We start from the raw sequence: 24,362 nt of genomic DNA, 5'->3' as shown, positions 1-24,362 counted from the left end.
CGACCGTCTTCGAACCGGTTGCCGATACCATGGCCGTCACCACAGCGACTCGTGTCGCGGTCGTCCGTTACGTCCTGTACCGGAACAGGATTCGACCGCGGGTGAGGTCATACGGGCTGAGCTCCACCAGCACCCGATCCTGCGGCAAGATCTTGATGTATTTCTTCCGTATCTTCCCGCTGATATGTGCGAGCACCTTGTGCCCGTTCGCGAGTTCCACTGTGAAAGTGGCGTTGCGCAGACACTCGACGACGGTACCTTCGATTTCGATGCCCCTGCCCTTGTTCGCCGTGGTCGTCATCGCAGCACCAACTCCAGGTTGCTGCCCACGCGGCGGCTGCTGCCGACGCCGTCGAACAACTTCAGGGCGGCGGTGTTGGTGTCGTTCACATACGCCGATACCGTTTCGATCCCGGACTGGTGCAGCGAGCCAAGTACCGGGGCGAGCAGGGCTCGGGCGACACCTTGGCGGCGTTGGTCGGCTCGAACGACGATGAGTTCGATACGTGCGTGCCGACGTCGCGATGCGACTCGGAGCAGTCCGACATACTCGTCGGACCGGGCTGCGACCGCATACTGTGCCGGATCGACCGGGACGATCCCGTCCGGGCAAGTAATTATCTCAGCGGGCATGGAGTTCCAGCCGACGGTAGCGTCGATCTCGGCACGGATCCTGGTGTAGGCCTCGAGGAGCGGCACTTCTTGTGCCGCGCCGACCGGCAGTATTGTCATGCCCTCGACCGACGGCACCGAATCGAGCCCGGTGTAGTGCGGGTCGGTGGATACGAGGTATTCCCACTCACGGCGGCGGGTCGCGAAACCAGCCCGCTCCCAAGCAGATCTCAGGTCCATGTCGACCTCATCGACCACCGTGTAAAGCGGCCTCGAAAGCTCTGGCAGCATCGCACCAGCGAGTTGCTCGAAGACCGTGTCGTGCCACGAGTCGATGCTGAGGAAGATCCGACCGTCGGGCCGCCGCGGAGCGTCGCCGCGGCCGACCACTCGGTCGTCGGCTACCGCGTGCCATTGCGTCTCCGCAACCTGTGTGATCACTGCGGTGGGCTCACCTACACCCGAAGTGAAATTCATAGAATTCATTGGTTGTCGCCTTTCGGGATTGCCTTGTTGCTCAGGCGCTCCCGGCGACACCTACATCGTTCGCCCGACCGTGACGACGAGAGGGAGCCCCCACATCGATACAGTGTTCATGGGTCTCACCTCCTCGCTTGATGCCACGGTGTCCCGGAGGCTATCAGCTCGAACATCATGTTGCCCAACTCTTTTTCGCCAACCGACTCGACTGGCTATCGGTGCACTGCTCGAGCTGGCATCGACACCACTCCCCCGGCCGGGCGGTTCCTGTTCCACGTCATCGCCGCGATGGACGAGATGACTGCGGAAAACCCCCTATCGGGTGTGAGCTTGTAATGGGGGGTGCAGTATTCGCTCAGAGGTTTTCCGCGGTCACGATGATTGTGGTCCAGCCGCCGAGGTGAATGCGGTCACCGCTCTGGAGCGGGACGGGCACCTTGCCGGGGATCAGGTCTTCGCCGCCATTGAGGCTCGTGCCGTTGGTGGAGCCGAGATCGGTGATGGTTATGCCGTTTTCGGTGAGCCGGAGGATCGCGTGAGCGCGGGAGACCCCCGCGTCGGCGGGGGCGATGCCCAGATCGATCTCGGGTTGCAGGCCCTGGGAGACGCTGTGTTTGCCGATCAGGATGTCGGTGCCGCGCAGGGTGATTCGGCGCTCGGGATAGAACGCCGGGAACTCGACCTGATCTGCGTCGGGGCCCTTGCGGGCCTGCACGCGGTCGTAGAACTCGCGATCGGCGGTGATCGTGGCGACCCATGTCACCGCACCGGCCGCGCTCGCGACCTCGGCGGCGGAAACCGCAGTGGCGGTGACGATTTCGGTCGGCGCGGCCGCACGCGGCTCCGGCGTCGGCAGTGCCGAATCAGCGCCGCAGACTTCACAGAAGCGGCCGGTGCTCGGCGACCCACACGACGGGCACAGCGCGGCCGCGATCGTCGGTGCGGGCGCGCCGATCGGTGAACCGCAGACATCGCAGTAATCTGTCGCGACGGACTGATGCCCGTCCGGACAGGTGGCAATAGCCATCACCCCTCCTTGCGTACCCGCGCCGTCTTGGTCGAGCGTGCGTCCAAAGCCATTTCGTCCGCGGCCTCGACCCTGGCGCGCAACCGCACCGTGCCATTGCGCTCGTCCACCTCGACCACACCGCGCAACAGCTTCGCGGTGCCCTCGTTCCCGGATTCGGCGGCGAGCTCGACCGCACGCCGCAGTTTCGCCGTCGCGGTCTCCACATCACCGTTTTTACGCGCGCTCAACCCCTCCTGCACGACCTGGGCGAGTTCGGCCTGTCCGGTGTAATGCGCAACCCGCCTGCTGATCCGGGCCGAGAGCTCGGTCTCGGTGGTCCACACCGCGCGCACCAATCCCTGCCCGACCACCTCGTCGCCCGCGACCACACTGATACGGGCCGCGAGCTTCTCCCGTCCCGGTGCGGCCGGCTCGACCCGCACCTGCACGTGATAGTCGCGGTCCTCCGCGCCCCAGGCACCGAGCGGGTACTCCCCCAGCTGCGGTCCGGCATCGGTGCGTCGCGTCGTGAGGTCCTCGATGGTCGGCGCGACCTGCTTGACGAACTGAGCGGTGGCGCCCGCCGGTGTCCACACCCGCAGGGTCAGTTCCGGGATCGCCTTGGCCATCGACGTCTGCGTCATGGCGGCGAAGTCCGCGGCCAGATTCGCCGGATCCGCGACGATATCCACCGTGCCGTGCAGCGCCGAGGCGATGGTGCGCAATTCGTCCACCTGCCAGTCGGTTCCGACCCCGCGGCAGTCGCAGGTGAAGACCCCCTCGGACTGTTCGATCTCGGCCGCCAGCGCCGCGGGTTCCTCGTGTTCGTTCTTGCCGTCGGTGAGCAGAATGGCGTGCACCATGGCATCCGGATGTTTCTTGGCCAGTTGCCGGGTGAGCCCGAGCCAGGTGCCCATCGCGGTGCCGCCGTTGGGACGCAACTTGTCCAGGGCACGCCGTGCCGCGGCCCTGGTGTCGCGGTTGACGGGCACCGACGGTTTATCGCTCGGATAGGTCAGCCGCGCCATCGATGTGCCCTCGATGATCGCGAACCGGGTGCCGTCCTTCAGTACATCGAGTGCGGCAAGGGTGGCTCGGCGCGCCCCCTCGAACTTCTTACCGGTGGCCATTGATCCGGAGCAGTCGATGATCAACACCTCCAGTCGGTCCGGCTCCGGTCCGGCCGCCACGAAATCCGCGCCGGTCTCCACGGTCACTACCGCGTCGACCGTGTCCGCGCCCTCGGCCAGGTATTCGTTCTGATCTATCGCTACCGAAATTCCGTTATTCGCAATGGAACTCACTGTGCTACTCCTGCGTCGACCGATGGCCCGATCGGCACCAGCGCAACGGTGATGTTGTCGCTCCCCCCGGACCGTAGTGCAAATTCGACAAGTGCCCGCGCCGCCTCCTCGCGCGGTAACCCGCTGACCATCCGCGCCAGCGCCGTCGGATCCGACACGTAGTTCCAGAGTCCGTCGCTACACAGCAACAGCACCCCGGGACCCGTCGTGTGAAAGGTCTTCACACAGCGGTCCGACCACGCTTTGTCCTCGCTGTCGGCACCGAGCCAGCGCAGCAAGGTATGCGCCCGCGGATCCTGCATCGCGGACTGTTCGTCCATGGCGCCGGCATCGACGAGCGCCTGCGCCCACGAGTCGTCCACGGTCAGCCGCGTCGACGGCAGATTCCCGCCCGCGATCGGCTCGACGCCGACGCCCTGCAACCAATATGCCCGGCTGTCACCGACATTCGCGACGGTGATCTCCACGCCGTCGCCGCCGTATCCGCGCACGATGGCCGAAACATAGGTGCACGAGGGCGCGTGACCCTCGTGCGTCGCGATATCGCGGACGGCCTGCGACGCGGCCGTGAGACCGGCCATGACCACGGCCGTGCCCGAGCGGGCTTCGGCCAATGCGGTGAGGCAGGCATCGACGCCCGCACGCGCCGCCGCGCCCGAGGCCGCCTGCGGATCGTCGGAGGTGGAAACGCCGTCGCTGACCGCGATCACGGTGACGACCGGGCGCTTGGCCCCGTCTTCCAGTACCGCGGCAGCGACCGCATCCTCGTTGCGCGCGTGCGCGATACCGCGATCGGTCATGACATAGACTGCGCCGAGATCGGCCTCGAATCGATCCGGCTGCGGCCGCAATTGACCGCAGCCGTCGCAGTAACCGTCGGCGTCGTAGCGTGTGCCGCCACAGCCCTCACACGTCGATGCCGCATCCGGATCCGGCCGCGGCAGCGCGATTCTGCGCGCGCCGAGTTCGCGGCCACAGGCCTCACAGAACCGGTCGGCCACCCCGACCCGCGCCGAGCATTCCGGGCACCGCGGCTGCACCGTGGTATCAGGTCCGGTCATAGGTTCGTCCTCGGCCGGATCGCATTGGCACGATCCACCAGCTCGAATCGAGCCCACATATCTTCGGTTTCGCGGGCGAGGTCGCGATAGCAGCGCTCCAAACCGGTTCGTACTCCGTCCTGATCGAGGTTGGCGCCGAGCAGCGCCCCATGTGTCGTCGGTGCTTTACCCGCGCGCAGCCAGTTCAATGCGGCATTCAGCACGCGCATCCGCACCTGTGCGCCAAGGCTTTTCGACTCGATCCGCAATGCTTCGACCCGTCCGGCCGCATCGCGCAGCAGTGTTTCCGACAGTTCGTCGGCTCTACGGTCGGCCAGCATGGTCTCCACGGCCGTCAGCCGCGCCTCGGTGTAGAGCGCCGAGGCCGAGTCCACCTGGTCGAGTACGGCCACCGCGCCGTCGCGATCGCCGTCCGCATTGCGCAGCCGGGCCAGTCCGAAGGCGGCGCTGACGAAGCCGTGGTCGGTGCGCCAGACCGTGTCGTAGTAGCGCGCGGCCTGTTGCCGATCCGACTGCGCGCCCGCGAGTTCGGCGACGGCCGCCTGTGCGACCTTCGGCGCGGCCTCACCGGGCAAAGCGGCGTACACCGCATCGAATTCGCCATATGCCGCATCCGTATTGCCCGCGAGCAGCTCGGCTTGACCGCGATACCAGGCCAGCCGCCAGTCACCGGGCATGGTGTCGGCGAGTTCGTCGAGTCGGCGCAGCGCGTCGGCTGGATCGCCGACCTCCAACGCGGCGCGCACCAGCCGCAATGGAATCTCCACGGACGCGCCGCGGGTCGTGAGCACCGAGCGCAGTCCCGCCTCGAAGGCCGGTTCCAGTTCGGCGGGTGACGTTCCGCCGGTGGTGGCGAGCAGAGCGGCACCACTGTCGTTCGGATCGACCAGCGGAACCGGTAGTGTCGCAACGATACTCGTCGGCATGGGTGCCTCCTGTATGCCGAATACGCCACGCGCCGGCCCGAAGTAGGCCGACATTCCGGGACGCGGCACACCGTCATCGATGCTCAACACCTCGCGCAGCACGCCGGTCAGCTGATCGGCCATCTCCTCCATCGAAGAGAAGCGTGCCTCCGGATCGGCGTCGGTGGCGCGCAGGATGAATCGGTGCAGCGAATCGTATTTCGCCAGTAGCGGTTCGGCATCCGGATCGGGCAGCGCGCCGAAGTGTCCGCCCTCCTGCGGCACATTCATCAGCAACACGGCCAGGGTGCGGCCGACGGTGTAGACCTCGGTGGCGACGGTCGGTCCGGTTTCGGAGATTTCGGGCGCCTGATAGCCGATGGTGCCGTAGATGGGGCTGTCCTGATCGTCCATCGCGATCACCGCGCCCATATCGATGAGCTTGAGCTGTTCATCGGTCTGCATCACATTGTCGGGTTTGAAATCGCAGTAGGCCAGACCGAGCGAATGCAGATATCCGAGCGCGGGCAGCATCTCCAGAATGTAGGCGATGGCCTGCGGTGGCGGCAGATAGCTGCCGTCGGCATCGCGGCGGGCGCGCAAAATCTGTTTGAGCGACGTCCCGCCGACGTACTCCATGACGATGTAGCCGACCGCGACACCGTCGGCGCCGCGGTGCTCGACGAAGTTGTAGATCTTGACGATGCTGGGATGTTCGACTTCGGCGAGGAATCGCTTTTCGGCGACCGCTGCGGCCATCGCGTCCAGATCCCCGGAATTGAGCAGACCTTTCAGCACCACCCAGCGGTTGGCGACATTGCGGTCGGTGGCCAGATAGATCCAGCCGAGCCCGCCGTGCGCCAAACAGCCGACCACGTCGTACTGTCCGCCGACCAGATCGCCCTTGCGCAGCTTGGGCGTGAACGAGAACCGGGTGCCGCAGTTGGGGCAGAAGCCGTCGGTGCGGCCGGGCGTACCGTCACGGCCGCGGCCGACCGGTCGTTCGCATTTGCCGCAGAAGCGCTTTCCCTCGGCGACCTGTGGATCGGCCAGGACCGCGGTGGCCGGGTCGATGCGCGGCATCCGCGGCACTTCCACCATGCCCGCGCCGAGGCGGCCGCGCGCGCTGGATTTCGACGAGGACCGGCCGGTGCGAACCGAACGTCCCGAGGCGCGGGTGCTTCCGGAGCGCGCCGACAGTGCGGAAGTTCCGGAGTTTCCGGCCGGAGCTGTGCCGCAAGCAGCGCAGTAGCCGTCGACGACTGTTCCGCGACAGCCCGGCTCGGCACAGGTAGCCTGCTGCGATTCAGCTGGAGCCGTACCGCATGTGTCGCAATATCCACCGACAACGGTTCCGGTGCAGCCGGGTTCGGCGCAGGCGCGACTCTCAGTCGAACCCCCATGCGGGATGGGAATTTCCGCGGCGACCGTAGTCGCCTCGGCGGGTGCGGTGCCGCACACCACGCAGTATCCGTCTTCGATCGTGCCGTCGCATCCCGGCTCATTACAGGTCATCTGCCCCGCCCCGATTTCTCCCCGATGATCTGCTGGAAGTCGGCGACCGCCCGGGTGACGGCCGCCAGATCGCACGGTCGCCGCGCGAGCAGACCTGCCGCGATCTGATTGGAGGCCAGGACATCTCGGTCCTCGCTGACGCCGAGACGAGCCGCCTTCGCCTGATAGGCGGCCAGTCGTCCACGCAATTCGCCCCGCCGATCGAGCAGGCCCTGAGCCAATTCCTCCACGGTGGCCGCTCCCGCGGCCGCTTCCGCGATCCGCGTGCGCAACCGAACCAACTCCGCCGCCGTACCCGATTTCGCGGATAACGCATCGAGTGCGGCTTCGAGCGCGGCGGTGTTGTCCTCGTACACTGGCAGCGGGCCGGCCAGGATCTTCGCCTCGACCTGCGTCCGTGCCTGCGCCGCGCGGGCTCGAGTGGCTCGCAGCAGCGTCAAGCGCCTGCGCGTTTCGGCGACCGCCTCGGCCCAATCCGCAGCGACCGCATCGAGTTCGGCGAGGATGGTGGCCACCTGCCGCAACTCCCCCGACAACTCCGCGATGCGCGCATCGATCTCCGGCACCGTCAACGCGAGCGGATCCGTCGCCGACCGGCTCAGCAATGCGGCGATGCCGTCGCCGATCGCGCGCAACTGTGTCGTCTCACCCCCGGCCGCACCCGCTTTGTCCAGGGTGTCCTGCAGTGGCGCAAGGCCCGACATCACCCTCGTGTTCACCGCATCGATCGCGTCGAGGAATTCGGCGATTTCCGGGAAGGTGGCCCGCATGCGATCAACGGTATCGGCGAGTCCGACGAACAGAACCTCTTCGGCGGGTCCGGTGAGCGAACGTTGCGCCATCGGTATCGGCGTGCGCGCGGCCTCGTAGGGACGCCCACGCAGCAGCCGGGTGAGTTCGGTGCGCTCAGCGTCGTCGAGGCGAGCCCGAGTGCCGCGCACCTTGCGCGCCGATTCCAGGATGATCTGCAGACGGCTGTAGTCCTCCCACATCAGTGCGAGTGCGGCGCGGACCGGCAGCCAGCGCTGTTCGGTCACCCCGGTCGGCGGATACCGCTGCAGCAGTGTGTGGCCCGGATGTTTGTCCAGTTCCAGCAGGGTGGCCGTGATGGCATCGAATTCGATTGTGCGGGTGGTCAATTCAGCGTCGATTTCGGCGAGAGTGAGTAGCTGCATGGTTCACTCTTTGTAGCGGAGATCTGGTGGACCCGGCGACGGGCCGAGGGCGCTGAGTCTGGCGTTGTAGAGCTGCTGCCAGGTGCCGTCGCTGCGGATGCGTTCCAGCACGCCGTTGACGAAGCGGACCAGATCCGGATGCCCCTGCGCGATGCCGACCGCGTACGCCCCGGTGCCGATCACCTCGCCGACGATCTCCAGATTCCGGTCCTGGGCCACCAGGCCGACCAGGATCGGATCGTCACCACTGATCGCGTCCACGTGCCCCTGTTGCAGCGCGGCCAGACAGTCGGTCCAGTTCGAGGCGCCCAAGACGACGGGCCGCTTCGGCAGGCTGAACAGCGGGCCCGGTGAGGTGGTGCCACGGGTGACGCACACCCGCTTACCACCCAGATCCGCGCCCGTCCGGATGCCGGAGTTGCGGGTGGCCAGAAGGCGTTGGGTCGCACGGTAATACACGCCCGAGAAGTCGACATCGCGGCGCCGCTCACAGGTCGCCGAGAAGGTGCGCACGATCAGGTCGACCTGTTTGTTCTGCAGGGCGGGTATCCGCTCGGCCGCGGTGACCGAACGCAATTCGATCCGGTCCGGATCACCGAAGAGGGATCGGGCGATCTCGCGAGCGATATCGATGTCGAAGCCCTCGAGCTGTCCGGTGCTGGGATTGCGGAAGCCGAACAGGTAGGTGTTCTGATCCACCCCGACCCGCAGTTTGCCATTGGCGACGATGGCCGCCATGGCCGAACCCGACGGCATCGCACCTGGACTCGGCAACGGCCCGGAACGCAGGGTGGCCTCCGGATCGCAACTGCCGCCGGATTCGGTCTGCGGTGGCGTGGTGATCTCGACGAGATCGGGCTTGGGGTTGACCGCGGCCACATTCGTGGCGGCGGGGGCATGGATGCCGGACCCGCATGCGGTCACCAGCGTACTCACCGCGATCAGCGCCATCCATCCGAAGCCATACTGCCGCAGGTGGTTTCGCTGTCTCACAGGAACTCCTTCAGCCGTGGCCACAGGCCGGCGACGGTCGAGGCCGCAGCGCCGAAAAGCAGCACCAGTGTCCCCGCGGGGCTGAGCGTCAATGTCGCACCCGCCGAGTCGACGCCGTCGCGCAACGCACCGCGTTCCTGGATGAGGTTGCCGCGCAACAGCTGATCGAGATGCGCGAACAACGTCGCCGAGGTGTCCGGACCGGTGCCGATGGCCTGCGCCACGGCGGTGGGATAGTTCGCCGCCTCGTAGGCCTCACGCTGTTTGGCATGTCCGGCGGTCCAGCCGAGCACGCCCCGCGAGGCCGCCGAATCGGCTCCGGTTACCGTTGCCAACCGATCCGCAAGTTCGGTGGTGTGCTTGCGGTAATCGGTTTCGCTCGTGGTGATATCGCCGCGGGTGATCAACTCCAGGGTTTCGTCGGTGCGCGCTTGCTGGGCCAGGATTCTGGCCTGGGTCAGGGTTTCGAAGCGACTGGTCGCCCCGGATCTGCCGGTATCGAGTGCGGCCGCGGCGATGATCGTCGCGGCGACCACCCAGAACAACGCGAGGGCGGTTGCGCCCGCGGCGACCGCGAGACCCAGATTCATCCGGCGATTGGTGCGACGCAGCAGGACGAAAGTGCCACCGCCACAACCGATGAGCACCAGCATCAGCAGCACGATGGTCGTCCACGGCAGCGTGCCGATATCGTGCTGATCCTGGCGCACCGCGGCCATGCGGTCCTTGCTCAGCATTTCGGCGTTGGGCAGCAAGGAATTCTGCATCAGCAGTGAGGCCTCGCGCAGATACGACGAACCGACGGGGAAGCCCTGTCGGTTGTTCGCCCGTGCGGTTTCGACCAGGCCGGTGTAAGCGGGCAGGTCGGCGGCGATCTTGGCGACGATATTCCTGGTCTGCTGATCGGCGGCCCCGGCGGTCGCCTCCGCGAGTGCGGACGCCGCTTCGGCGAGCGCCTGCTGATACTGCCCCCGCACCTCTGGTGATTCGATGCCGCCGGACAGGAAGGCCGTGGCCGCGGACGCGTCTGCGGCCGACAGTGCGACGTAGAGGGTCTGGGCGGCGTAGGCCAGCGGTTCGGTGTGCTCCAGCACGGTATCGCGCCGAGCGATCTTGCCGCTCAATTGGTCGGCCGAGGTCAACGCGGCGAGCAGACACAACACCACGGTGACGACAGCGACCACGCCGATGGCACCCGGAGTCGTCCCGGCGAAGCGCCGTAACCACGCACCCCCGTTGCGCATGGTCGCCGGTAGGCGAATCTCCAACACCGTCCCCCTTCATCTACCCGGCCGGTGTTCCCGATCGCGATAGTACGGGAGGGAATTCGGGTTTGCTGCCCATCGCCTCGGGGGCATCGAAATCCGAGGTCAATCCGAGGTCACATCGAGCAGCGGTGCGAGGTTCGGCGTCCAGCGCGGGTACTGGGTGAAGATCTCCCCGAAGGACTTCATCGGTTTGCCGAGCGGCACGCCGGCCGAGCTGTCCTCGCGCAGTTCGTGCTGCAGCGACTCCACCGAGCGCATCAAACCGGTGTGCAGACTGCGCTGTTCGATAACGGCACTGCGGCCGGTGATCCCGATCGCACCGATCAACGCACCCGAGCCGTCGCGCACGGCCGATGCCACACAGCTCCATCCGACCAGGGTTTGCTCGCGCTCGTGCACGAATCCGGTATCGCGGGCCTCGTCGAGCAATGCCCGCAGTTTGCGCGCATCGGTGACCGAATACTGGGTCAGCGGTGCCCAGCCCTTCGCGAAGATCTGTTCGGCCTGTTCGTCGTGTGCGGCGATCTGCAGTCGTCCCGCCGCGGTGAGGACCATACTCGGCCCGAACGATGCCAGGCTCGGCCAGTTCTGTCGCTTCATCACCGCGGCGTAGTTGCGGCCGAACGCCGAACCGTTGAGGGTCAGCTCCCCGCCGTACAGGCTTGCGCACCAGACGATTTCGCCGCGTGTGCGCAGATACAGGTCCTGGATGTAGGGCTGTGCGGTGAGCACGAAACCGTGCTGCTGGGCCGCGCGCAGACCGTGGTAGATCAGCAGCGTGCCCGCGCGGTAGCCGTCCGGGGTCAGTTCGAGCATGCCGCGCCGGGCCAGATCGTTGGCGATGCGGCGGACGGTGGGTTTCGGAATGCCGGTGCGCTTGGTCAAAGTGGCCAGCGTGACCGGATCCCGGGCATCGGCGACCGCCTCGATAATCGCGACGGCGCGCCCCACCACGGTTTTGTCATCGGGCATATCGCACCGCCGAGGCGACCGGAGCACAGCGGCGACACATCATGTCGACCTTCTCGGGAAGTGGGAACCGGCCGCGCGAGAAATGCGCGGTCGCGATGAGTGTGCGACCGCATCGCCACGGGTGTCAAACCGACATCTCGTTGGACGGCCGTTGGTTATTCGTTGGTCGGTGCCGCGAATCTGAGGGGGCCCGAAACGTACCGACCCGTGTTCGGTACCGACCCCTAACGCACCCCTGACCAACCCTAAAGCGTCGCAGCCCGAGGCGACCGTAATCAATGCACGCACAGCCGATTTCGATGAACGTGTCACTCAGTGATACGGCGGGGATGTTTCCGCACCGGATTTGCCGGACGCTGATTCCAGGTCCCGTCCACCGGGCTTGGCGAGCAGGAAAGTGAACCCAGTGAAGTACCTACTCACCGCCGTTCTCGCGGTGGTCGCGGCGGCCGCGGTTTTCTTCGCGGTCGGCAGGTCGAATCTCGATATTCACCTACCGCAGGCGGATCAGACTTCGATTCAGGATCAGCCCACCGGCAAAGGCACCGGATCCGCTGGCGGAAACGGTGATTCGAACGGAAACAACAATTCCGGTTCCACCGGTCCCACGGGTCCGACCGGTCCCACCGGAACGTCGGACAAGACCAAGAAGCACACCGTCGTCTTCGACCTGACCGGCAACGGCAAGGTCCGCGATCTGAGCTGGAGTGACGGCGCCAGCAGCTATCTCGGTGCGGGCGCCACGACACTGCCCTATTCGCACACCCTGGTCAGCAACCGGACCGGTGGATTCGTCGTCTTCGTCGAGGGCACACCCGATCCCGCCGGCGCGGCCCACTGCAAGATCACCGTCGACGGCAAGGTCGTCGCCGACCAACAGGCCACCGCTCGCGGAGTGTATTGCCGCGCAGAAATTTCCAACTAATCGGAGCCAGGAATGCGTGAGGATACTCGTTTCCAACTCACCCAGGCCGGAGTGAGCGCCAGCCGGGTGTTCCCGTTCTATGTCGTCTGCGATGTCTCCCGGTCGATGTGGGATCCCGCGTGGACCAACCAGAAGATCACGCCGCTCGAGACGGTGGAGCAGGCGCTGCCGGATATGCTCAACGTGCTCGAGGAAGATCCGACCACCTATGACACCGCGCATCTTTCGGTCGTCGCTTTCGGTGATTCCGCCGTCGCGGTGCTGCCGCTGACTCCGCTGCGCATCGATCCGTCCATTCCCGCGCTGCCACGCCAGGGCGCGACCGACTACGCGGACGTATTCCGCTACCTGGACCGGCAATTGCGCGGCGACCACAAGCGTTTCGCCAGCGCCCGATTGGACACCTACACGCCGGTGATCTTTTTCCTCACGGACGGAAATCCACAGGTGCGCGGCAAGTTCCAGCCCGACGAGGTCTGGGTGCCGGTGCGGGCCGGACTGGAGGCGCCCAGTCACCCGTTCCGCCCGGTGGTAGTCGCCCTCGGCATCGGTGATGTGCGCGAGGACACGGTGCGACAGTTGCGCTCCCGCAATCCGGTCGGCGTCGCCTGTGTCGCCGAGGGCAGTGTGGCGCCGGGCGATCTGTTGCGCGCCATCATCAACAGCATCAAGTTCTCGATCAGCAGCAGTGTCGGGCAGGGCAGGTTCCTGTTCCGCACGCCCCTCGGTATGCGGGAACTGGACTGAATAGCCATGACGCTGGATACGTTTCGCCGCCGACCCATTCTGTTGGTGGTCGGGATCGCACTGCTGGGTGCGCTGCTGTCGATCGTTGTGCAACTGCTGGGTGACAGCGGGAGCGACAGCTGGACGACGGATCGGGTCGCCGATCGGGTCCTAGCCGAAGTCACCGGCGGCTGCCCACCGGCCGCCGCTGAGCCGCAAACCGCTGTGGCCGTGCGGAATTCCCCGGTGCGGGCGCAAATGGAAAACAAATCGGGCGATACCTGCGCGTTGATCTCGGGTACTCCCATCAAATTCCCACCGGAGTTCAAGGCGCCGTCGACACGGCAGATGGTGCGAGATGTCGACGGTAACGAAGTCAGCGTCCGCCCCCTCGACAAGGCGGGTGATCTGCTGATGGTTTCGATCGCCGAACCCGCGCACGAGCGGTCAGGATGGTGGTGGCTACCTGCGGCCCTCATCTGTTTCCTTGCCGCCACGTCCACCGGCGCGGCGGTCCTGTTGGTGGGTCCCCGAGCTGATGTTCCCGCCTCCGAACGCGGCGAGGAGACCATGCGCCGAGAGCATGTCGAGCACACCGAGTCCGCCCGTCCGGTGGAACTGCCCGCCCTGACCACCTCGGGCGTGAGCGGACTCACGGTCGATCGCGGCCGCAGCGGCCGCTACGACGTGTATGCCGCCACGCAGGTGGGACTTTCGCACGCAAAGGACGGCAACACCCGCGAGGACGCCTACGCCATCGGCGGTGATCCGGATCGCGGCTGGGTATACCTCGCGGTCGCCGACGGGCTCGGTTCGGCCGCCAATTCCCATGCTGCCGCCCAGCGCGCCACCCGCGCCTGCCTGACGCTGCTACACCGGAACGCGAGTTCGCTCGATCGCATCGGCTATCCGTCCACGTGGGAGCCGCTCGCCGCGGAGATCACCGCGAATGTGGCCGCCCAACTGGACGCGGGATCGGTCGACGGGCTGGCCGCCGAGCTCGATTACCGCAGCCCGCACCGCGCAGGCGATAACAAGCGGACCTCGATCCCGGCCTGCACCTTGGCCTTCGCCGCTCTCGGTCCGGTTTCGGCGGACGGCTATCCGCTGGCCTGGGCGACCGTCGGTGATTGCGATCTGCTGCTGGTGGATCTGAATTCCGGCGCCACCAAATGGCTTACCCAGCACGCGACCAAGCGCGGAATGATCAGCAATGTCACGCCGTCGCTGCCGCGCGATGCCGATCGCGTGATCACCGGATTCACGTTCGTGCCGTCGAATCTGATGGTGGTGCTGGCCAGTGACGGTATGGCCGATGCGATCCGGCTGGTGCCCGAACAATTCGCCACGCTGCTGCCGCAGGTCGCCGGGCCGCGGCCCGCCGAGCATGTTTTCGGTCAGCTCGTCGGCTTCGACCTGCCCGGCCTGCACGATGACCGCACCATCGTCGCGGCCTGGCCGACACGTGGGCGCGGGCCCGCCCGGGAAAGACGGTAGGTGGGGGCAATGACAATGCCGGGGTGGTCGGCAGCTGGTCGTACCGAGTACCGCGTGGAAGAACTGCGCATCGTGGGCGACTTTCCGTTGGGTGAGGGCGGTTCCGCGCAGGTGTGGCGGTGTACGACACCGGATGAGGTGTCGGTCGCCTTCAAGCGCTATGACCGGGATACGGTGCGCCAGTTGGAGCCGGAGGTGCTGCGCGAGTTGGTCGGCTGGCCGCACCGGCTGGATCAGGACGACCGGAAGCGGATGCTGGAGCTGTGTGCGTGGCCACATGCCGTGGTCGTCGAAGACCGAACGGTGGTAGGCATTCTCATGCCGCTGGCACCGCGCGAATTCTTCTTCGAATCGCACAGCGGGCCGCAGCCGCGCGCCTTCACCCGGGTCGCGGTGCGGGTATCGGATGCGCAGAAGCGTCGGCACACCTATTTCGACTTCCCGCACAAGATCGCACGGCTCGGGCAGTTGCTGGTGGATCTGCAGTTCCTGCACGATAACGACATCGTTGTCGGGGATCTACAGCCCAACAACATTCTGACCACCGACGCACGCCCGGTCGACGGTATCGTTTCGGCGCACAACTACTTCCTGGACTGCGATTCCTTCCTCATCGGCGGCCGCGGCGCGACCCCACGCCTGGATCCGCTGCCGTGGCGGCCGCCGTATCCGGTGCAGCAGTTCACCGCGACCACCGATCTCTTCAAATTCGCACTGCTGACGATTCGTTGCCTCGCCGAGGATCTGGCCGCGAATCAGCTCGACTACCGCCAGTACGCCCAACTTTTGCCCAGCGGGGATTTCCAGAAGGTCGACCGGCTGCTGACCACCCCGCACCCGGATCTGACCTCCTCCGACCTGCGGGCGCTTGCGCTGGCTTGGCAATCGGTGGTGCGGCCGGACGGCCGGGTGTATCGGCGGACCGACTTCGCGCTGCGCGAACCCTGGAACGAGCAAACTCGCGCCGCGCACTTCGCCGGGGTCGCCGTACCCGCGCCGACGGGTAGTGCACCGTCCCAAGGTATTTCACCCATTGTGGTCGTCGCGTGGATCGCGCTGTTCATCGTGCTGCTCACCATCGTTATCGCGCTCGCCTGATCAGGAACGAACCGATGTCCGAACCCGCACTCCTGCTCACCACCGGTGCGATCCGTCACCGGATCTCCGGGCGTACCCATTCCCTCGGCTCCGGATCCGGCGCCGATATTTCGGTCAGCGATGACGGTCCGGCAGGCCAGTGGCTTCGGTTCCGGCATATCAACGGATGGGCCATCCGCGCCGTGGATCCGACGATCGAGGCGACGCTCGACGATGTGCCGATCGGCCCACGGAACTGGACGGCGATCGAGGGTGCTGGGGTACACGAACTGCGGATCGTGGTGCGCGGTCGGATATTTCGCCTCGTAGTGGCGAATGCGGACGATATTGCGAAAGTCACGCCGCCGACCGTTGTCGGTCGGGCGGGGCAGGAACCGCGGCCATCGGCCCCGGCGAGACCACCACAATCGAAACGCACGCCACCGCAGCCGCCTGCTCGGCGAGCGCGCGTCGTCAATGGCGCCGACCGGACGATCATCGATGCGCCGCCGCAATCACCGCCGGCTGTCGATCGGACTCCCCCGCGACAAACCGTCCCACCATCCCCGGGACGCCCTGGATCCTGGTCGGTGCCGAGTGAGCGGGTCCTCGCGATCGGCCGCGAGGGCGGTGACGCGGAAATCGCCCTGCCCGGACTGGATCTGGCGCATCGGCATGCGACAGTGCGCTGGACCGGGCGCGCTGTGGAGTTGCGCGGACTCGCCACCAATGCGCGTCCGTTCGTCGACGGCAAGCCCGTGCTACACGCTCGGCTGCGGGTGGGCGAGCAATTCATGTTGGCGCACCACATCTTCGAAGTATCGGGACCTGCGCAGCTGACACTGGTGCCCGCCGCCGTGATCGCGCGGGAGCCGCTGCTGCGGTTCGACGGGGTGAGCCTGCGGTATCGGGGTCGCACCGAACCCACCTTGCGCGATCTGACCTTCGAACTCTCACGCGGTGAGGTCCTGGCCGTGATCGGACCGTCCGGGGCCGGGAAGTCCACCATGTGTGCGGGGCTGCTCGGTGAGGTCGCACTGGCAGCGGGCTCGTTGCGGCTGGGGCAAGTCGACCTGGTCGCCTCCCGCATGCAAGCCAGTCATCTGGTTTCCTTTGTGCCGCAACAGCCCGCCATGTTCGGTGACCTCGCGGTGCGCGATGCACTGCTGTGGGTTGCGGGTCTGCGCACGGCCAGCGATACCACCCGAACCGAGCGGGCGGCCCGGGTCGACACCGTGATCGCCGAGATGGAGCTGGCGGGTGAGGTAGGCAAGCGGATCGACACGCTCTCGGGCGGTCAGCGCAAGCGCGTCTCGACCGCCATGGAATTGCTGAGTGATCCACAGTTGCTGGTCCTGGACGAGCCGACCTCCGGCTTGGACGAGGGTTTGGACCGCGCCATGATGCAGCGGTTGCGGGTGGTCGCCGAAACCGGTTGCGCGGTCGTTGTCGTCACCCACTCGATGGTCAACGTCGACTGCGCCGACAAGGTGCTCGCGGTGACCGGTCACGGGCGACTCGGATTCTTCGGACCACCCCGCGAGTTGCTGCGCGCCTTCGGCGTCGACAGCTACGCGGAGGTGATGGATCAGTTGCGCGCCGACCGGCAGGCTGGGCAGCCCGCCGCACCCTCGACCCCGCAACCGGCCGAGCGGGCGGTGCCCGCACCGATGCGTGGTTCCCTGCATCGGCATCTGCCACGCCTGATCGGCCGGGAATGGGCCCGTCAGCGCAATGGATTCCGAACGCTCGCGCTGGGTTCGGCGGCGGGCATCGGCTTGACCGCCTTGCTAGGTGCGGCTGCCTCGGACAAAGGGCTGGGTGGTGATCCGCGTGCGATCAGTTCGGTCATGATCGCCTTGATCGTCTGTCTCACATTCTTCTCGATGGCGCAATCCTTCGCCGCCATTGTCGACGATCGCGTGGTCATCGAACGCGAAGCGCGCTGGGGCATTTCGGCGGCCTCGGTGGTGTTGGCGCGCGCGATCACCTGTACACCGCTCGCAGTGCTGCTGGGTGTGGCATCGACCATCGGATATCTGCGCATCAAGTCCGGACCCGCAAATCCGGTGCTGCCGCAGCCCTACGGACTGCTGCTGTTCGCGATTACGCTGCCACTGGCCGCGATGGCACTCGGACTGCTGGTGTCGGCATGTTCGAAATCCTTGCGCCAGGCGGTTTTCGTGCTGATGGGCGTGCTGGCGCTACAAGTGGTGATGACCGGGCTCGCACCGCCGTTCGAGGGCACGCCCGGTGCGGTATTGCGGACCTTCGCCTATGCAGCCCCGTCGCGGTGGGCGGCGGCGGGGATCGGTGCCGATATCGGACTCACCGATGGGACCGATCCGCCACAGGGGCAGCCGAAGCCGTTCGCCGATTTGATCTGGACACACGATCTGCATCATGTCGCGACGGCCGCGGCGGTGCTGGTCATGATCGCGATCGTCGCCACCGCATCGACCATTCGGGTGCTGCGGCAGCAGCTGATGGCCCTGAGATAGGAGTTGGGCATGACATCACGAATCCGCCTGCTACTGAGCGTGTTTGCTCTGGTGAGTCTCGGTGTGGCCGGATGCTCGTCCGCCGCACCGCGTCAGGTCCAGCAGTCGCCGGAGTCGGGCGGAACGCGTCCGCCGACGGTGCGTACCGGACGGATTCCGGGCGGGACCATTACATTGCGATCGAATCAACGGGTGATCTTCGAACCGAATTCGCTGCGGTACTGCACGACCGATGGGGCCGGATTCGAGTTGCGCACCGGAGAAACCGTATGGCTGAGCGGAATCTCATCCCTGGAATTCGGTACGCAGGAGGGTGCGGAGTTGTCGGTGACTTACCGGCCTTTGCCCGCGAAAGGCGGTGGCACCCAGATCTTTCCTGGTGCCGCGAATGTGCAACCCGGCTCCGGCCGCATGTCTTCGGTCTGTGAATTCTTCGTGGCGAATCTGAGCCAGCGATATATGCCCGGCGAGCTGATCAGTATCACCTTCAATTCGGAGACCGAATTACACAACTGATCCGCGTGCGGCGAATCATCACTGTAGTGTGCTGAGCCGGAATGCGATCACAACCGCCACGGCTGATATCACGAGGGAGATCCAGCCGAGCCGGATCCAGCGTGCGGCCGATGCGGGTGGTGCGACGAATGCGCGGCGGGCATGAATTCGTTCTCTGAGTCCGCGCGTAATCGCGACCGGCCCCAGTACGAGGCCGAATCCTGAGAGCGACAAAATAGTTATGACCACGACCATCGGTGTTCGGGGATCCGGATCGCGTTTGGGGACCGGCGGACCCGGCGGCACCTGGTTGACGACAGGCCGATCGGCTGGGGTAACCACAATGTTGCGCGGCGACGTGGAGCGTCTACGTTGCGGCTCGGTGGACCGCATCAGCCCTTCCTCGGCCGCGACGAGTTCTGTGACCTCATTCGATGCGGGCACACTGTCATGCCTGCGCGCGGTGACTTCGTCGGCCGCGGTGCTCGCGTGCGCCTCTTCGTTCGGTGCGGTGACCTCGTCGGCCGGTTCCGCAACAGTTTGTTTGCGCCGGTTGCTCCGCTCGTCCTTGGCTTGTGCCGCAAGGAAATTCACCAATTCACGGGCCGTCGGCCTGGCATCGGGATCCTTGGTCATCGCCGCGAGGACCATGCGCCGGTATCGGCCGGGTACGTCGGTGAGATCCGGATCGTCCCGAATGATCCGCGCTATCACCGCCGCCTGGGTATCGGCGTGGAACGGTGGCCGACCGGTCGCCGCGAAGGCGACCAGCGCGCCCCAGGCGAAGATATCCGCGGGCGGACCTACTTCCTGATTGCCGAGCATTTCCGGCGGCATCCACGCCAGTGTCCCGATGATGCGTCCCGGTTCGGTGAGGCGGGTGGCATCGACAATCCGGGCGATACCGAAATCGATGACCTGCGGGCCGTCCCACGTCAGAATGATGTTGTCCGGCTTCAAATCCCGATGAATGACATCCGCGCTGTGTATGCACTCGAGCGCTTCGGCGAGCCCGCTCGCGAAATCGTAGAGCTGTGCCGACGACATCGCGCCGCGTTCCCGAATGGCCTCTGCCATCGACTCACCGGATACGAAGGAATTCGCCAGCCACGGCCGCTCCGCTTCGATATCGGCGTCCACCACCTCCGCGATGCGCCGTCCGTGCACCCGCTGGGCCGCGGTGACCTCCTGCCGAAATCTGGCCCGGAACTCGGGATCCCGCGCCAATTGGGTATGCGGCATCTTTATCGCGACCACAGTGCCGTCCGGGCCGAATCCCTGGAATACGACACCCATTCCACCCTCGCCGAGGCGGCCGTGTAACACGAAAGTACCGATAGCCGTCGGATCATCCGGCAACAATGGTCTCAGCATTCTCCCTCGCCGATTACGCTGAGCTGTCGTAGTTTTCGGAGTTTAGCACTGTCCGAGGCTATTGTCCGACCACATTGGTTCCCCGTTGGTGTTTCATTGGTCGCCGCCGCGAATCTCATGGGTATGAGCCCTTCGAAACACCCGATCCGCCGCCCCGCCGCAGCCTTGCTGGCCGCCATCGCGGGTCTGACGATCGCAGTATTCCCCCTCACCGAGCTACCTACGGCCGCAGCGGCTCCCGACTGCGCGCACGCCGATGATCCGGTAATCCCACCGGACAAGGCACCATCCGGCAACTCCGGCTCACGCAGCCGCCTGCGGGATCTGTTCCCCGACCTCGCCTACCGCCACGAGATCGAAAAGGCGGTCCTGTGCCTGACCAATGCCGAACGCACCCAACGCGGCATCCCCGCCCTCGAATGGAACATGCTGCTCGTCGACTCGGCGGAGAAGTACGGCACCGAAGCCGACCGCCTCAACTGGTGGGTCGGCAGCACCAAGCAGGAAACGGTGAAATGGCACATCCACCCCGAGACCCCACGCACCACCGCCGACGACAATCAGGAGGCCACGGTGCAGATCGGCAAGCGCATCGCTGCCGCCCAACCCTGCGCCCCCGGTAAGACTTTGGCGCACTGGGCGGAGAACACCGCCTGGGGCACCGGCAACCGATCCACCGCCCGCGCCATCGTGGACGCCTGGATGCACTCCGACACCCACCGAACCAACATCCTCGACAAAGACTCGACGTTGCTCGGCCCAGGCGCGGTCTATGGCCTCGCCCAACCCGGCACCGCCCCCGACCAGGCAGGTCTGTACGTACAGCACTTCGCGTCGTGCAAATGATCGCCCTACCGCTGCTTCGCGTCGTAGTCCAGCCGTGCCTGTTCGACCTTGTCCAGGTCGACCGACCATTCGGCGAGCGACGCGAACAGCGGTCCCAGGCTGCGTCCGAGGTCGCACCTTGGGCGCGATCGTGACGATGCAGCGTTCCAGTTCACCGAATCCTCGGTCGTATCCGCTTACACCTCGGTCGGCCCGGGTGCCTTGTCGATATAGCGGCTCATCGCCCAGTTCAGCCCGCGCATCGCGAGGTTGTACGACGGCGGGAAGTAGCGCTGCGCGAGATAGCCGACTCGGATATCCGGGGAGGTGAAGACCATGTACTTATCGCGCTCGACCCCGCGCACGATCGACCGGGCCGCCTGCTCCGGCGTGACCGCATGCCGCATGAACAGCGAAACCGCCTGCTGCACCGCCGCGCCCTGCCGGTCGACGCCGGCGATATCGACGCTGTCCACCATCGGCGTCGCCATCGCGCCGGGGCAGACCAGGCTGACACCGATCCGGTGCCGGCGCAGATCGAAGCGCAGCACCTCCGAAACGCCACGCAATCCGAACTTGCCCGCACTGTAGGGCGCATGCCAGGGAAGTCCGAAGAGGCCCGCGGCCGAGGCCACATTGACCAGATGTCCACCTCGCCCGGCCTCGATCATGCGCGGCACGAACTCCTCGATCACATGGATCGGGCCCATCAGATCGATATCGATGGTGCGCCGCCACTGCGTGTGCGTGAGCCGATCGACGGTGCCCCAGGTGGCAATGCCTGCCACATTCATCACGATGTCGACACTGTCCACCTCGGCGTGCGCCTTCGCGGCCAACGCCACCACAGCGTCGTAGTCGCTGACATCGGCGGGCGCGGCCAAGTGCACAACGCCACCCCGCGCGCGCACGTCATCGGCGGTGTTCCGCAGTCCGGCATCATCGATATCGGTCAGGATGACCGATGCACCCTTGGCGACAACCGCCAGGGCGGTACTGCGCCCCAATCCACTCGCCGCTCCGGTGATCAGGCAGCTCTTACCGTGGAACTTTGTCATGAACCAAACGATAGACAATTACGAACACTGTTGTCTATAGATCTCGACGTCCGTCTCAGACGTCATCTTCACCCACTGGTCGGCCGATACCGAGATGCGATTGATACCCCGCTCGCTGGACGATAGCTGTCGACCGGGAATCCTGCTCGTGGCGACCCGCTGCCGTTCACACAGACCGGCACGGAGGCGATACACAAGCGATGAAGATACAAGCGATGAAGCCGGTGTCATGGCGGCGATACCCGGGCCGATGGTCCGGAATGTGGCCACGGACAGGCCCTTGTCCGGGTGAACTGCGGTGGCATACTCGATGGGAGCGGCCAGCGGCGCGTTCGCCCCGGTCCGATCGAGGCCGACGCACCAGCTTCAGCCTTGCGCGGTTGCCGGGCGAACACTCGTGGACTCCAACGATCTTGGTGCGCCAGGAATGTTCGAGCACTCATCCCATGTTCCCAATATTGTTGCGTGTACAGGATTATCGGGAGGACCACATGGGGAACCTGTTCGGACCCACCGGCCCAGTGGGGGGCAGACGTGGCTGAGGGACGCGAAACGACGGCACGGAATTCCACGCTCGCCGGGTATCGCGATGCCTCGATCACCACCACACCGGCCGTCCGCCCGGTGATCTCCATCGCCCTGTTGCTGATGAGTGTCGCGCTGGTCTACGAGGCCGGGCGCGCCGCCCCCGGGCAAGACCACGGCTGGTTCGTCGCCGTGTCGATCGCCGGACTCTTCGTGGTGCGTGGCTTGCATCTGCGCCGCCCGATCACCCTGCCGCATTTCACCATCGCGGTTTTCGTGCTTGCGGCGGCCAATGCCGCCTATCGCGCCTCGCATCCGGGCTTCGGCTTCGTCTTCCTGGCCGCGACCGGATTCATCCTGATGCTGCCGCAGTCGAGTCGGCCCCAGCCCGAGCAGTTGTACCGGGTCGCCGAACTCGTCGGCCGAACCCACCGCGATCCACTCGCCGCCTTCGCGCTGCATTCGTCGAAGTCCTACTACTTCAACGCGAATTCGACCGCGGCGATCGGCTATCGGGCCCGCTTCGGGATCGCGGTGGTAGCCGGTGATCCGATCGGCGATCGCCTCGACTATCCGGCACTGCTCACGGACTTCTCCGAATTCGCGGCGAATCACGGCTGGCGGGTCGCAGTGCTCGGTGCCAGTCCGGATATGGCCGAGATGTGGCGGCATCGGGCGATCGAGCATCGGGGGTTGCGTGCGATTCCGGTCGGCCGCGATGTGATCATCGATGTCGCGACATTCGCCATGGTCGGGCGTTCCTTCCGCAATCTGCGCCAGGGCGTGAGCCGCACCCGGAATTTCGGGGTGACCACCGAGGTCATCAACGAGACCGACCTGACCGAACCGTTGCGGGCAGAACTGCTGGATATCGTCGACGAGTGGCGTACCGGTCGGCAGAATCGCGGCTTCTCGATGATCCTCGACCACCTGCTGGACGGGCGGAATCCGGGCATGCTGCTGGTGCTGGCCCGCGATGAGGAGGGGCGCGTGGCGGGCTTCCAGCGCTATGGCGTCTCCGGGCGGGGCCGCGAGCTCAGCCTGGATGTGCCGTGGCGGCGCAAGGATGCCCCGAACGGGCTGGACGAGCGGATGATCATCGATCTCGTCGACCACGCCCGCACCCAGGGGATCGAACGGATCTCGCTGGCATTCGCCCCTTTCCCGGAATTGTTCGCCGAGAAGGAGCGGACGCGCACCGGGAAGCTGATCTATGCGCTCGTGCACCTGGGCGATCCGTTGATCCGGCTGGAATCGCTGTACCGATTCCTGCGCAAATTCCAAGCGATGTCGGATCAGCGCTTCGTGCTGATCCGCTGGCGCGAGGTACTGCTGGCGGCCGCGGCCCTGCTCACCTTGGAGTTCGTGCCGCACCGCAAGCAGCACTAGTCGCGGACGGTAATGCCGATCGCCTTGGCGAATTCGGGGGCCAGATCGATCAGTTGCAGCGGGGTGATGGTTGCCCCGCGCAATGCATCGAGGCCCTCGGCGACATCGAGGTGCGCGGCACCGCGCAGGTCGACCTGTTGCAGTCGGGCACGGTTGATCAGCAGGCCTTCCACGGTGGTGCCGGGAAAGGTGACCTTGGTCAGCTCGGCATCACCGAAGTCGGTGTGGCGCAGCACGCAATCGACGAATTGCACCTCGCGCAATTTGGTCTTGCGGAAGTTCACGGAGTCGAATTTGCAGCCCTCGAAGCGCACTCGACGCAAGTTGGCACCGCCCGCATCGACGCCCGATAGCGCACCGGCGATCAATTCGACGTCCTGCCAGGAGGTATCGGACAGGTCGGTGCCGACCCAGCGCACGTTGCGCTGCCAGACATCGGTGAAGCGGGAGAACCGCAGGCTGCCGCGGTTGATCGCGAGCGAGGTGAAGACGGTTTCGGAGAACCGCGAGTTGCCTGCCTCGATGTCATCGAGGTCGTCGCCGGTGATGTGCACACAGTCGTAGTCGCCCTCGGGTTCGAGATCGCTCTCCAGCGGCGTGAGATAGCGCGCGTAGGGCAATTCCTCGAGTTCATTGGGCACAGTTGACCTCCGGGTTCGGCGACGGTCCTGCTTGT

General features: G+C 65.9%; 23 protein-coding genes. 9 read left to right on the top strand and 14 right to left on the bottom strand.

What is annotated here, in order from left to right:
- Positions 1 to 67 precede the first annotated feature (67 nt).
- From infA to ACQPYR_RS20255, 6 genes are all read right to left on the bottom strand, one after another.
- Entirely contained in the window at positions 68 to 301 is a 234-nt protein-coding gene (infA, locus tag ACQPYR_RS20280; RefSeq protein ID WP_433634475.1) for a translation initiation factor IF-1, read from the bottom strand.
- Complete coding sequence (locus ACQPYR_RS20275) at positions 298 to 1,053, bottom strand: GNAT family N-acetyltransferase (protein WP_433634473.1); 756 nt, start codon at positions 1,051 to 1,053, stop codon at positions 298 to 300. The genes infA and ACQPYR_RS20275 overlap by 4 nt, the downstream gene beginning before the upstream one ends.
- A gap of 394 nt (positions 1,054 to 1,447) precedes the next feature.
- Positions 1,448 to 2,119: an FHA domain-containing protein gene (locus ACQPYR_RS20270; protein WP_433634471.1), complete on the bottom strand. Its 672-nt coding sequence runs from the start codon at positions 2,117 to 2,119 to the stop codon at positions 1,448 to 1,450.
- A complete protein-coding gene (locus ACQPYR_RS20265; protein WP_433634469.1) occupies positions 2,119 to 3,405 on the bottom strand; it encodes a vWA domain-containing protein in 1,287 nt (428 codons plus the stop codon). The genes ACQPYR_RS20270 and ACQPYR_RS20265 overlap by 1 nt, the downstream gene beginning before the upstream one ends.
- Entirely contained in the window at positions 3,402 to 4,466 is a 1,065-nt protein-coding gene (locus ACQPYR_RS20260) for a PP2C family protein-serine/threonine phosphatase (protein WP_433634467.1), read from the bottom strand. Before ACQPYR_RS20260 ends, ACQPYR_RS20265 begins: the two co-directional genes overlap by 4 nt.
- Positions 4,463 to 6,472: a tetratricopeptide repeat protein gene (locus ACQPYR_RS20255; protein ID WP_433634465.1), complete on the bottom strand. Its 2,010-nt coding sequence runs from the start codon at positions 6,470 to 6,472 to the stop codon at positions 4,463 to 4,465. Before ACQPYR_RS20255 ends, ACQPYR_RS20260 begins: the two co-directional genes overlap by 4 nt.
- Between ACQPYR_RS20255 and ACQPYR_RS20250 the strand changes: the two genes are divergently transcribed.
- Positions 6,471 to 6,623: a hypothetical protein gene (locus ACQPYR_RS20250; RefSeq protein ID WP_433634463.1), complete on the top strand. Its 153-nt coding sequence runs from the start codon at positions 6,471 to 6,473 to the stop codon at positions 6,621 to 6,623. The two genes, ACQPYR_RS20255 and ACQPYR_RS20250, sit on opposite strands and share 2 nt — an antisense overlap.
- 259 nt (positions 6,624 to 6,882) lie before the next feature.
- On the opposite strand, the gene ACQPYR_RS20245 is transcribed toward ACQPYR_RS20250, so the two are convergent.
- From ACQPYR_RS20245 to ACQPYR_RS20230, 4 genes are all read right to left on the bottom strand, one after another.
- Positions 6,883 to 8,061, bottom strand: coding sequence for a hypothetical protein (locus tag ACQPYR_RS20245; RefSeq protein ID WP_433634461.1), 1,179 nt, complete (start codon positions 8,059 to 8,061; stop codon positions 6,883 to 6,885).
- Between the two features lie 3 nt (positions 8,062 to 8,064).
- A complete protein-coding gene (locus tag ACQPYR_RS20240) occupies positions 8,065 to 9,054 on the bottom strand; it encodes a glutamate ABC transporter substrate-binding protein (RefSeq protein ID WP_433634459.1) in 990 nt (329 codons plus the stop codon).
- On the bottom strand, positions 9,051 to 10,325 hold the full coding sequence (locus ACQPYR_RS20235; RefSeq protein WP_433634457.1) for a hypothetical protein: 1,275 nt from the start codon (positions 10,323 to 10,325) through the stop codon (positions 9,051 to 9,053). Before ACQPYR_RS20235 ends, ACQPYR_RS20240 begins: the two co-directional genes overlap by 4 nt.
- A 99-nt stretch (positions 10,326 to 10,424) precedes the next feature.
- Positions 10,425 to 11,294, bottom strand: a complete 870-nt coding sequence (locus ACQPYR_RS20230; protein WP_433634455.1) for an IclR family transcriptional regulator — start codon at positions 11,292 to 11,294, stop codon at positions 10,425 to 10,427.
- Between the two features lie 406 nt (positions 11,295 to 11,700).
- Here ACQPYR_RS20230 and ACQPYR_RS20225 point away from each other — a divergent pair, with 406 nt between their 5' ends.
- The 6 genes from ACQPYR_RS20225 to ACQPYR_RS20200 are packed head-to-tail and all read left to right on the top strand — an operon-like array spanning position 11,701 to position 18,536.
- Complete coding sequence (locus ACQPYR_RS20225; protein WP_433634453.1) at positions 11,701 to 12,219, top strand: hypothetical protein; 519 nt, start codon at positions 11,701 to 11,703, stop codon at positions 12,217 to 12,219.
- Positions 12,220 to 12,231: 12 nt separating this feature from the next.
- Positions 12,232 to 12,966, top strand: a complete 735-nt coding sequence (locus ACQPYR_RS20220; protein ID WP_433634451.1) for a vWA domain-containing protein — start codon at positions 12,232 to 12,234, stop codon at positions 12,964 to 12,966.
- 6 nt (positions 12,967 to 12,972) lie between these two features.
- The gene (locus ACQPYR_RS20215) at positions 12,973 to 14,442 is read left to right on the top strand and encodes a protein phosphatase 2C domain-containing protein (protein ID WP_433634449.1); all 1,470 of its coding nucleotides are present in this window, start codon (positions 12,973 to 12,975) and stop codon (positions 14,440 to 14,442) included.
- Between the two features lie 9 nt (positions 14,443 to 14,451).
- On the top strand, positions 14,452 to 15,540 hold the full coding sequence (locus ACQPYR_RS20210) for a hypothetical protein (RefSeq protein WP_433634447.1): 1,089 nt from the start codon (positions 14,452 to 14,454) through the stop codon (positions 15,538 to 15,540).
- A gap of 14 nt (positions 15,541 to 15,554) precedes the next feature.
- The gene (locus ACQPYR_RS20205; RefSeq protein ID WP_433634445.1) at positions 15,555 to 18,020 is read left to right on the top strand and encodes an ATP-binding cassette domain-containing protein; all 2,466 of its coding nucleotides are present in this window, start codon (positions 15,555 to 15,557) and stop codon (positions 18,018 to 18,020) included.
- Positions 18,021 to 18,029: 9 nt separating this feature from the next.
- A complete protein-coding gene (locus ACQPYR_RS20200) occupies positions 18,030 to 18,536 on the top strand; it encodes a hypothetical protein (RefSeq protein ID WP_433634443.1) in 507 nt (168 codons plus the stop codon).
- An 18-nt stretch (positions 18,537 to 18,554) separates the two neighbouring features.
- Here the strand turns inward: ACQPYR_RS20200 and ACQPYR_RS20195 are convergent, their stop codons facing one another.
- Positions 18,555 to 19,889 (bottom strand): serine/threonine-protein kinase, encoded by a 1,335-nt coding sequence (locus tag ACQPYR_RS20195; RefSeq protein WP_433634441.1) that lies wholly within the window; start codon positions 19,887 to 19,889, stop codon positions 18,555 to 18,557.
- A gap of 123 nt (positions 19,890 to 20,012) precedes the next feature.
- Here ACQPYR_RS20195 and ACQPYR_RS20190 point away from each other — a divergent pair, with 123 nt between their 5' ends.
- A complete protein-coding gene (locus ACQPYR_RS20190; RefSeq protein ID WP_433634439.1) occupies positions 20,013 to 20,735 on the top strand; it encodes a CAP domain-containing protein in 723 nt (240 codons plus the stop codon).
- 5 nt (positions 20,736 to 20,740) lie between these two features.
- Here the strand turns inward: ACQPYR_RS20190 and ACQPYR_RS20185 are convergent, their stop codons facing one another.
- Both ACQPYR_RS20185 and ACQPYR_RS20180 read right to left on the bottom strand, forming a co-directional pair.
- Positions 20,741 to 20,890, bottom strand: coding sequence for a hypothetical protein (locus tag ACQPYR_RS20185; RefSeq protein ID WP_433634437.1), 150 nt, complete (start codon positions 20,888 to 20,890; stop codon positions 20,741 to 20,743).
- Between the two features lie 21 nt (positions 20,891 to 20,911).
- Positions 20,912 to 21,772 (bottom strand): SDR family oxidoreductase, encoded by an 861-nt coding sequence (locus ACQPYR_RS20180; RefSeq protein WP_433634435.1) that lies wholly within the window; start codon positions 21,770 to 21,772, stop codon positions 20,912 to 20,914.
- 534 nt (positions 21,773 to 22,306) lie between these two features.
- Here ACQPYR_RS20180 and ACQPYR_RS20175 point away from each other — a divergent pair.
- Positions 22,307 to 23,686 (top strand): bifunctional lysylphosphatidylglycerol flippase/synthetase MprF, encoded by a 1,380-nt coding sequence (locus ACQPYR_RS20175; RefSeq protein ID WP_433634433.1) that lies wholly within the window; start codon positions 22,307 to 22,309, stop codon positions 23,684 to 23,686.
- Here the strand turns inward: ACQPYR_RS20175 and ACQPYR_RS20170 are convergent.
- Positions 23,683 to 24,327 (bottom strand): pentapeptide repeat-containing protein, encoded by a 645-nt coding sequence (locus tag ACQPYR_RS20170; RefSeq protein ID WP_433634431.1) that lies wholly within the window; start codon positions 24,325 to 24,327, stop codon positions 23,683 to 23,685. The genes ACQPYR_RS20175 and ACQPYR_RS20170 overlap by 4 nt on opposite strands.
- Between the last annotated feature and the right edge of the window lie 35 nt (positions 24,328 to 24,362).

Source organism: Nocardia sp. CA-120079 (assembly GCF_050955745.1).
Lineage (GTDB): Bacteria > Actinomycetota > Actinomycetes > Mycobacteriales > Mycobacteriaceae > Nocardia.
Note: the sequence above shows the minus strand (reverse complement) of the source record. Positions and strands in the feature narration are given on the sequence as shown.

Bases quoted from the DNA above. Each gene is read 5' to 3' on its own strand.
- infA (WP_433634475.1), bottom strand. From the start codon at position 301: ATGACGACCACGGCGAACAAGGGCAGGGGCATCGAAATCGAAGGTACC.
- ACQPYR_RS20270 (WP_433634471.1), bottom strand. From the start codon at position 2,119: ATGGCTATTGCCACCTGTCCGGACGGGCATCAGTCCGTCGCGACAGAT.
- ACQPYR_RS20260 (WP_433634467.1), bottom strand. From the start codon at position 4,466: ATGACCGGACCTGATACCACGGTGCAGCCGCGGTGCCCGGAATGCTCG.
- ACQPYR_RS20250 (WP_433634463.1), top strand. From the start codon at position 6,471: ATGCCCGCGCCGAGGCGGCCGCGCGCGCTGGATTTCGACGAGGACCGG.
- ACQPYR_RS20255 (WP_433634465.1), bottom strand. From the start codon at position 6,472: ATGGTGGAAGTGCCGCGGATGCCGCGCATCGACCCGGCCACCGCGGTC.
- ACQPYR_RS20245 (WP_433634461.1), bottom strand. From the start codon at position 8,061: ATGCAGCTACTCACTCTCGCCGAAATCGACGCTGAATTGACCACCCGC.
- ACQPYR_RS20230 (WP_433634455.1), bottom strand. From the start codon at position 11,294: ATGCCCGATGACAAAACCGTGGTGGGGCGCGCCGTCGCGATTATCGAG.
- ACQPYR_RS20220 (WP_433634451.1), top strand. From the start codon at position 12,232: ATGCGTGAGGATACTCGTTTCCAACTCACCCAGGCCGGAGTGAGCGCC.
- ACQPYR_RS20215 (WP_433634449.1), top strand. From the start codon at position 12,973: ATGACGCTGGATACGTTTCGCCGCCGACCCATTCTGTTGGTGGTCGGG.
- ACQPYR_RS20210 (WP_433634447.1), top strand. From the start codon at position 14,452: ATGACAATGCCGGGGTGGTCGGCAGCTGGTCGTACCGAGTACCGCGTG.
- ACQPYR_RS20205 (WP_433634445.1), top strand. From the start codon at position 15,555: ATGTCCGAACCCGCACTCCTGCTCACCACCGGTGCGATCCGTCACCGG.
- ACQPYR_RS20200 (WP_433634443.1), top strand. From the start codon at position 18,030: ATGACATCACGAATCCGCCTGCTACTGAGCGTGTTTGCTCTGGTGAGT.
- ACQPYR_RS20195 (WP_433634441.1), bottom strand. From the start codon at position 19,889: ATGCTGAGACCATTGTTGCCGGATGATCCGACGGCTATCGGTACTTTC.
- ACQPYR_RS20190 (WP_433634439.1), top strand. From the start codon at position 20,013: ATGAGCCCTTCGAAACACCCGATCCGCCGCCCCGCCGCAGCCTTGCTG.
- ACQPYR_RS20180 (WP_433634435.1), bottom strand. From the start codon at position 21,772: ATGACAAAGTTCCACGGTAAGAGCTGCCTGATCACCGGAGCGGCGAGT.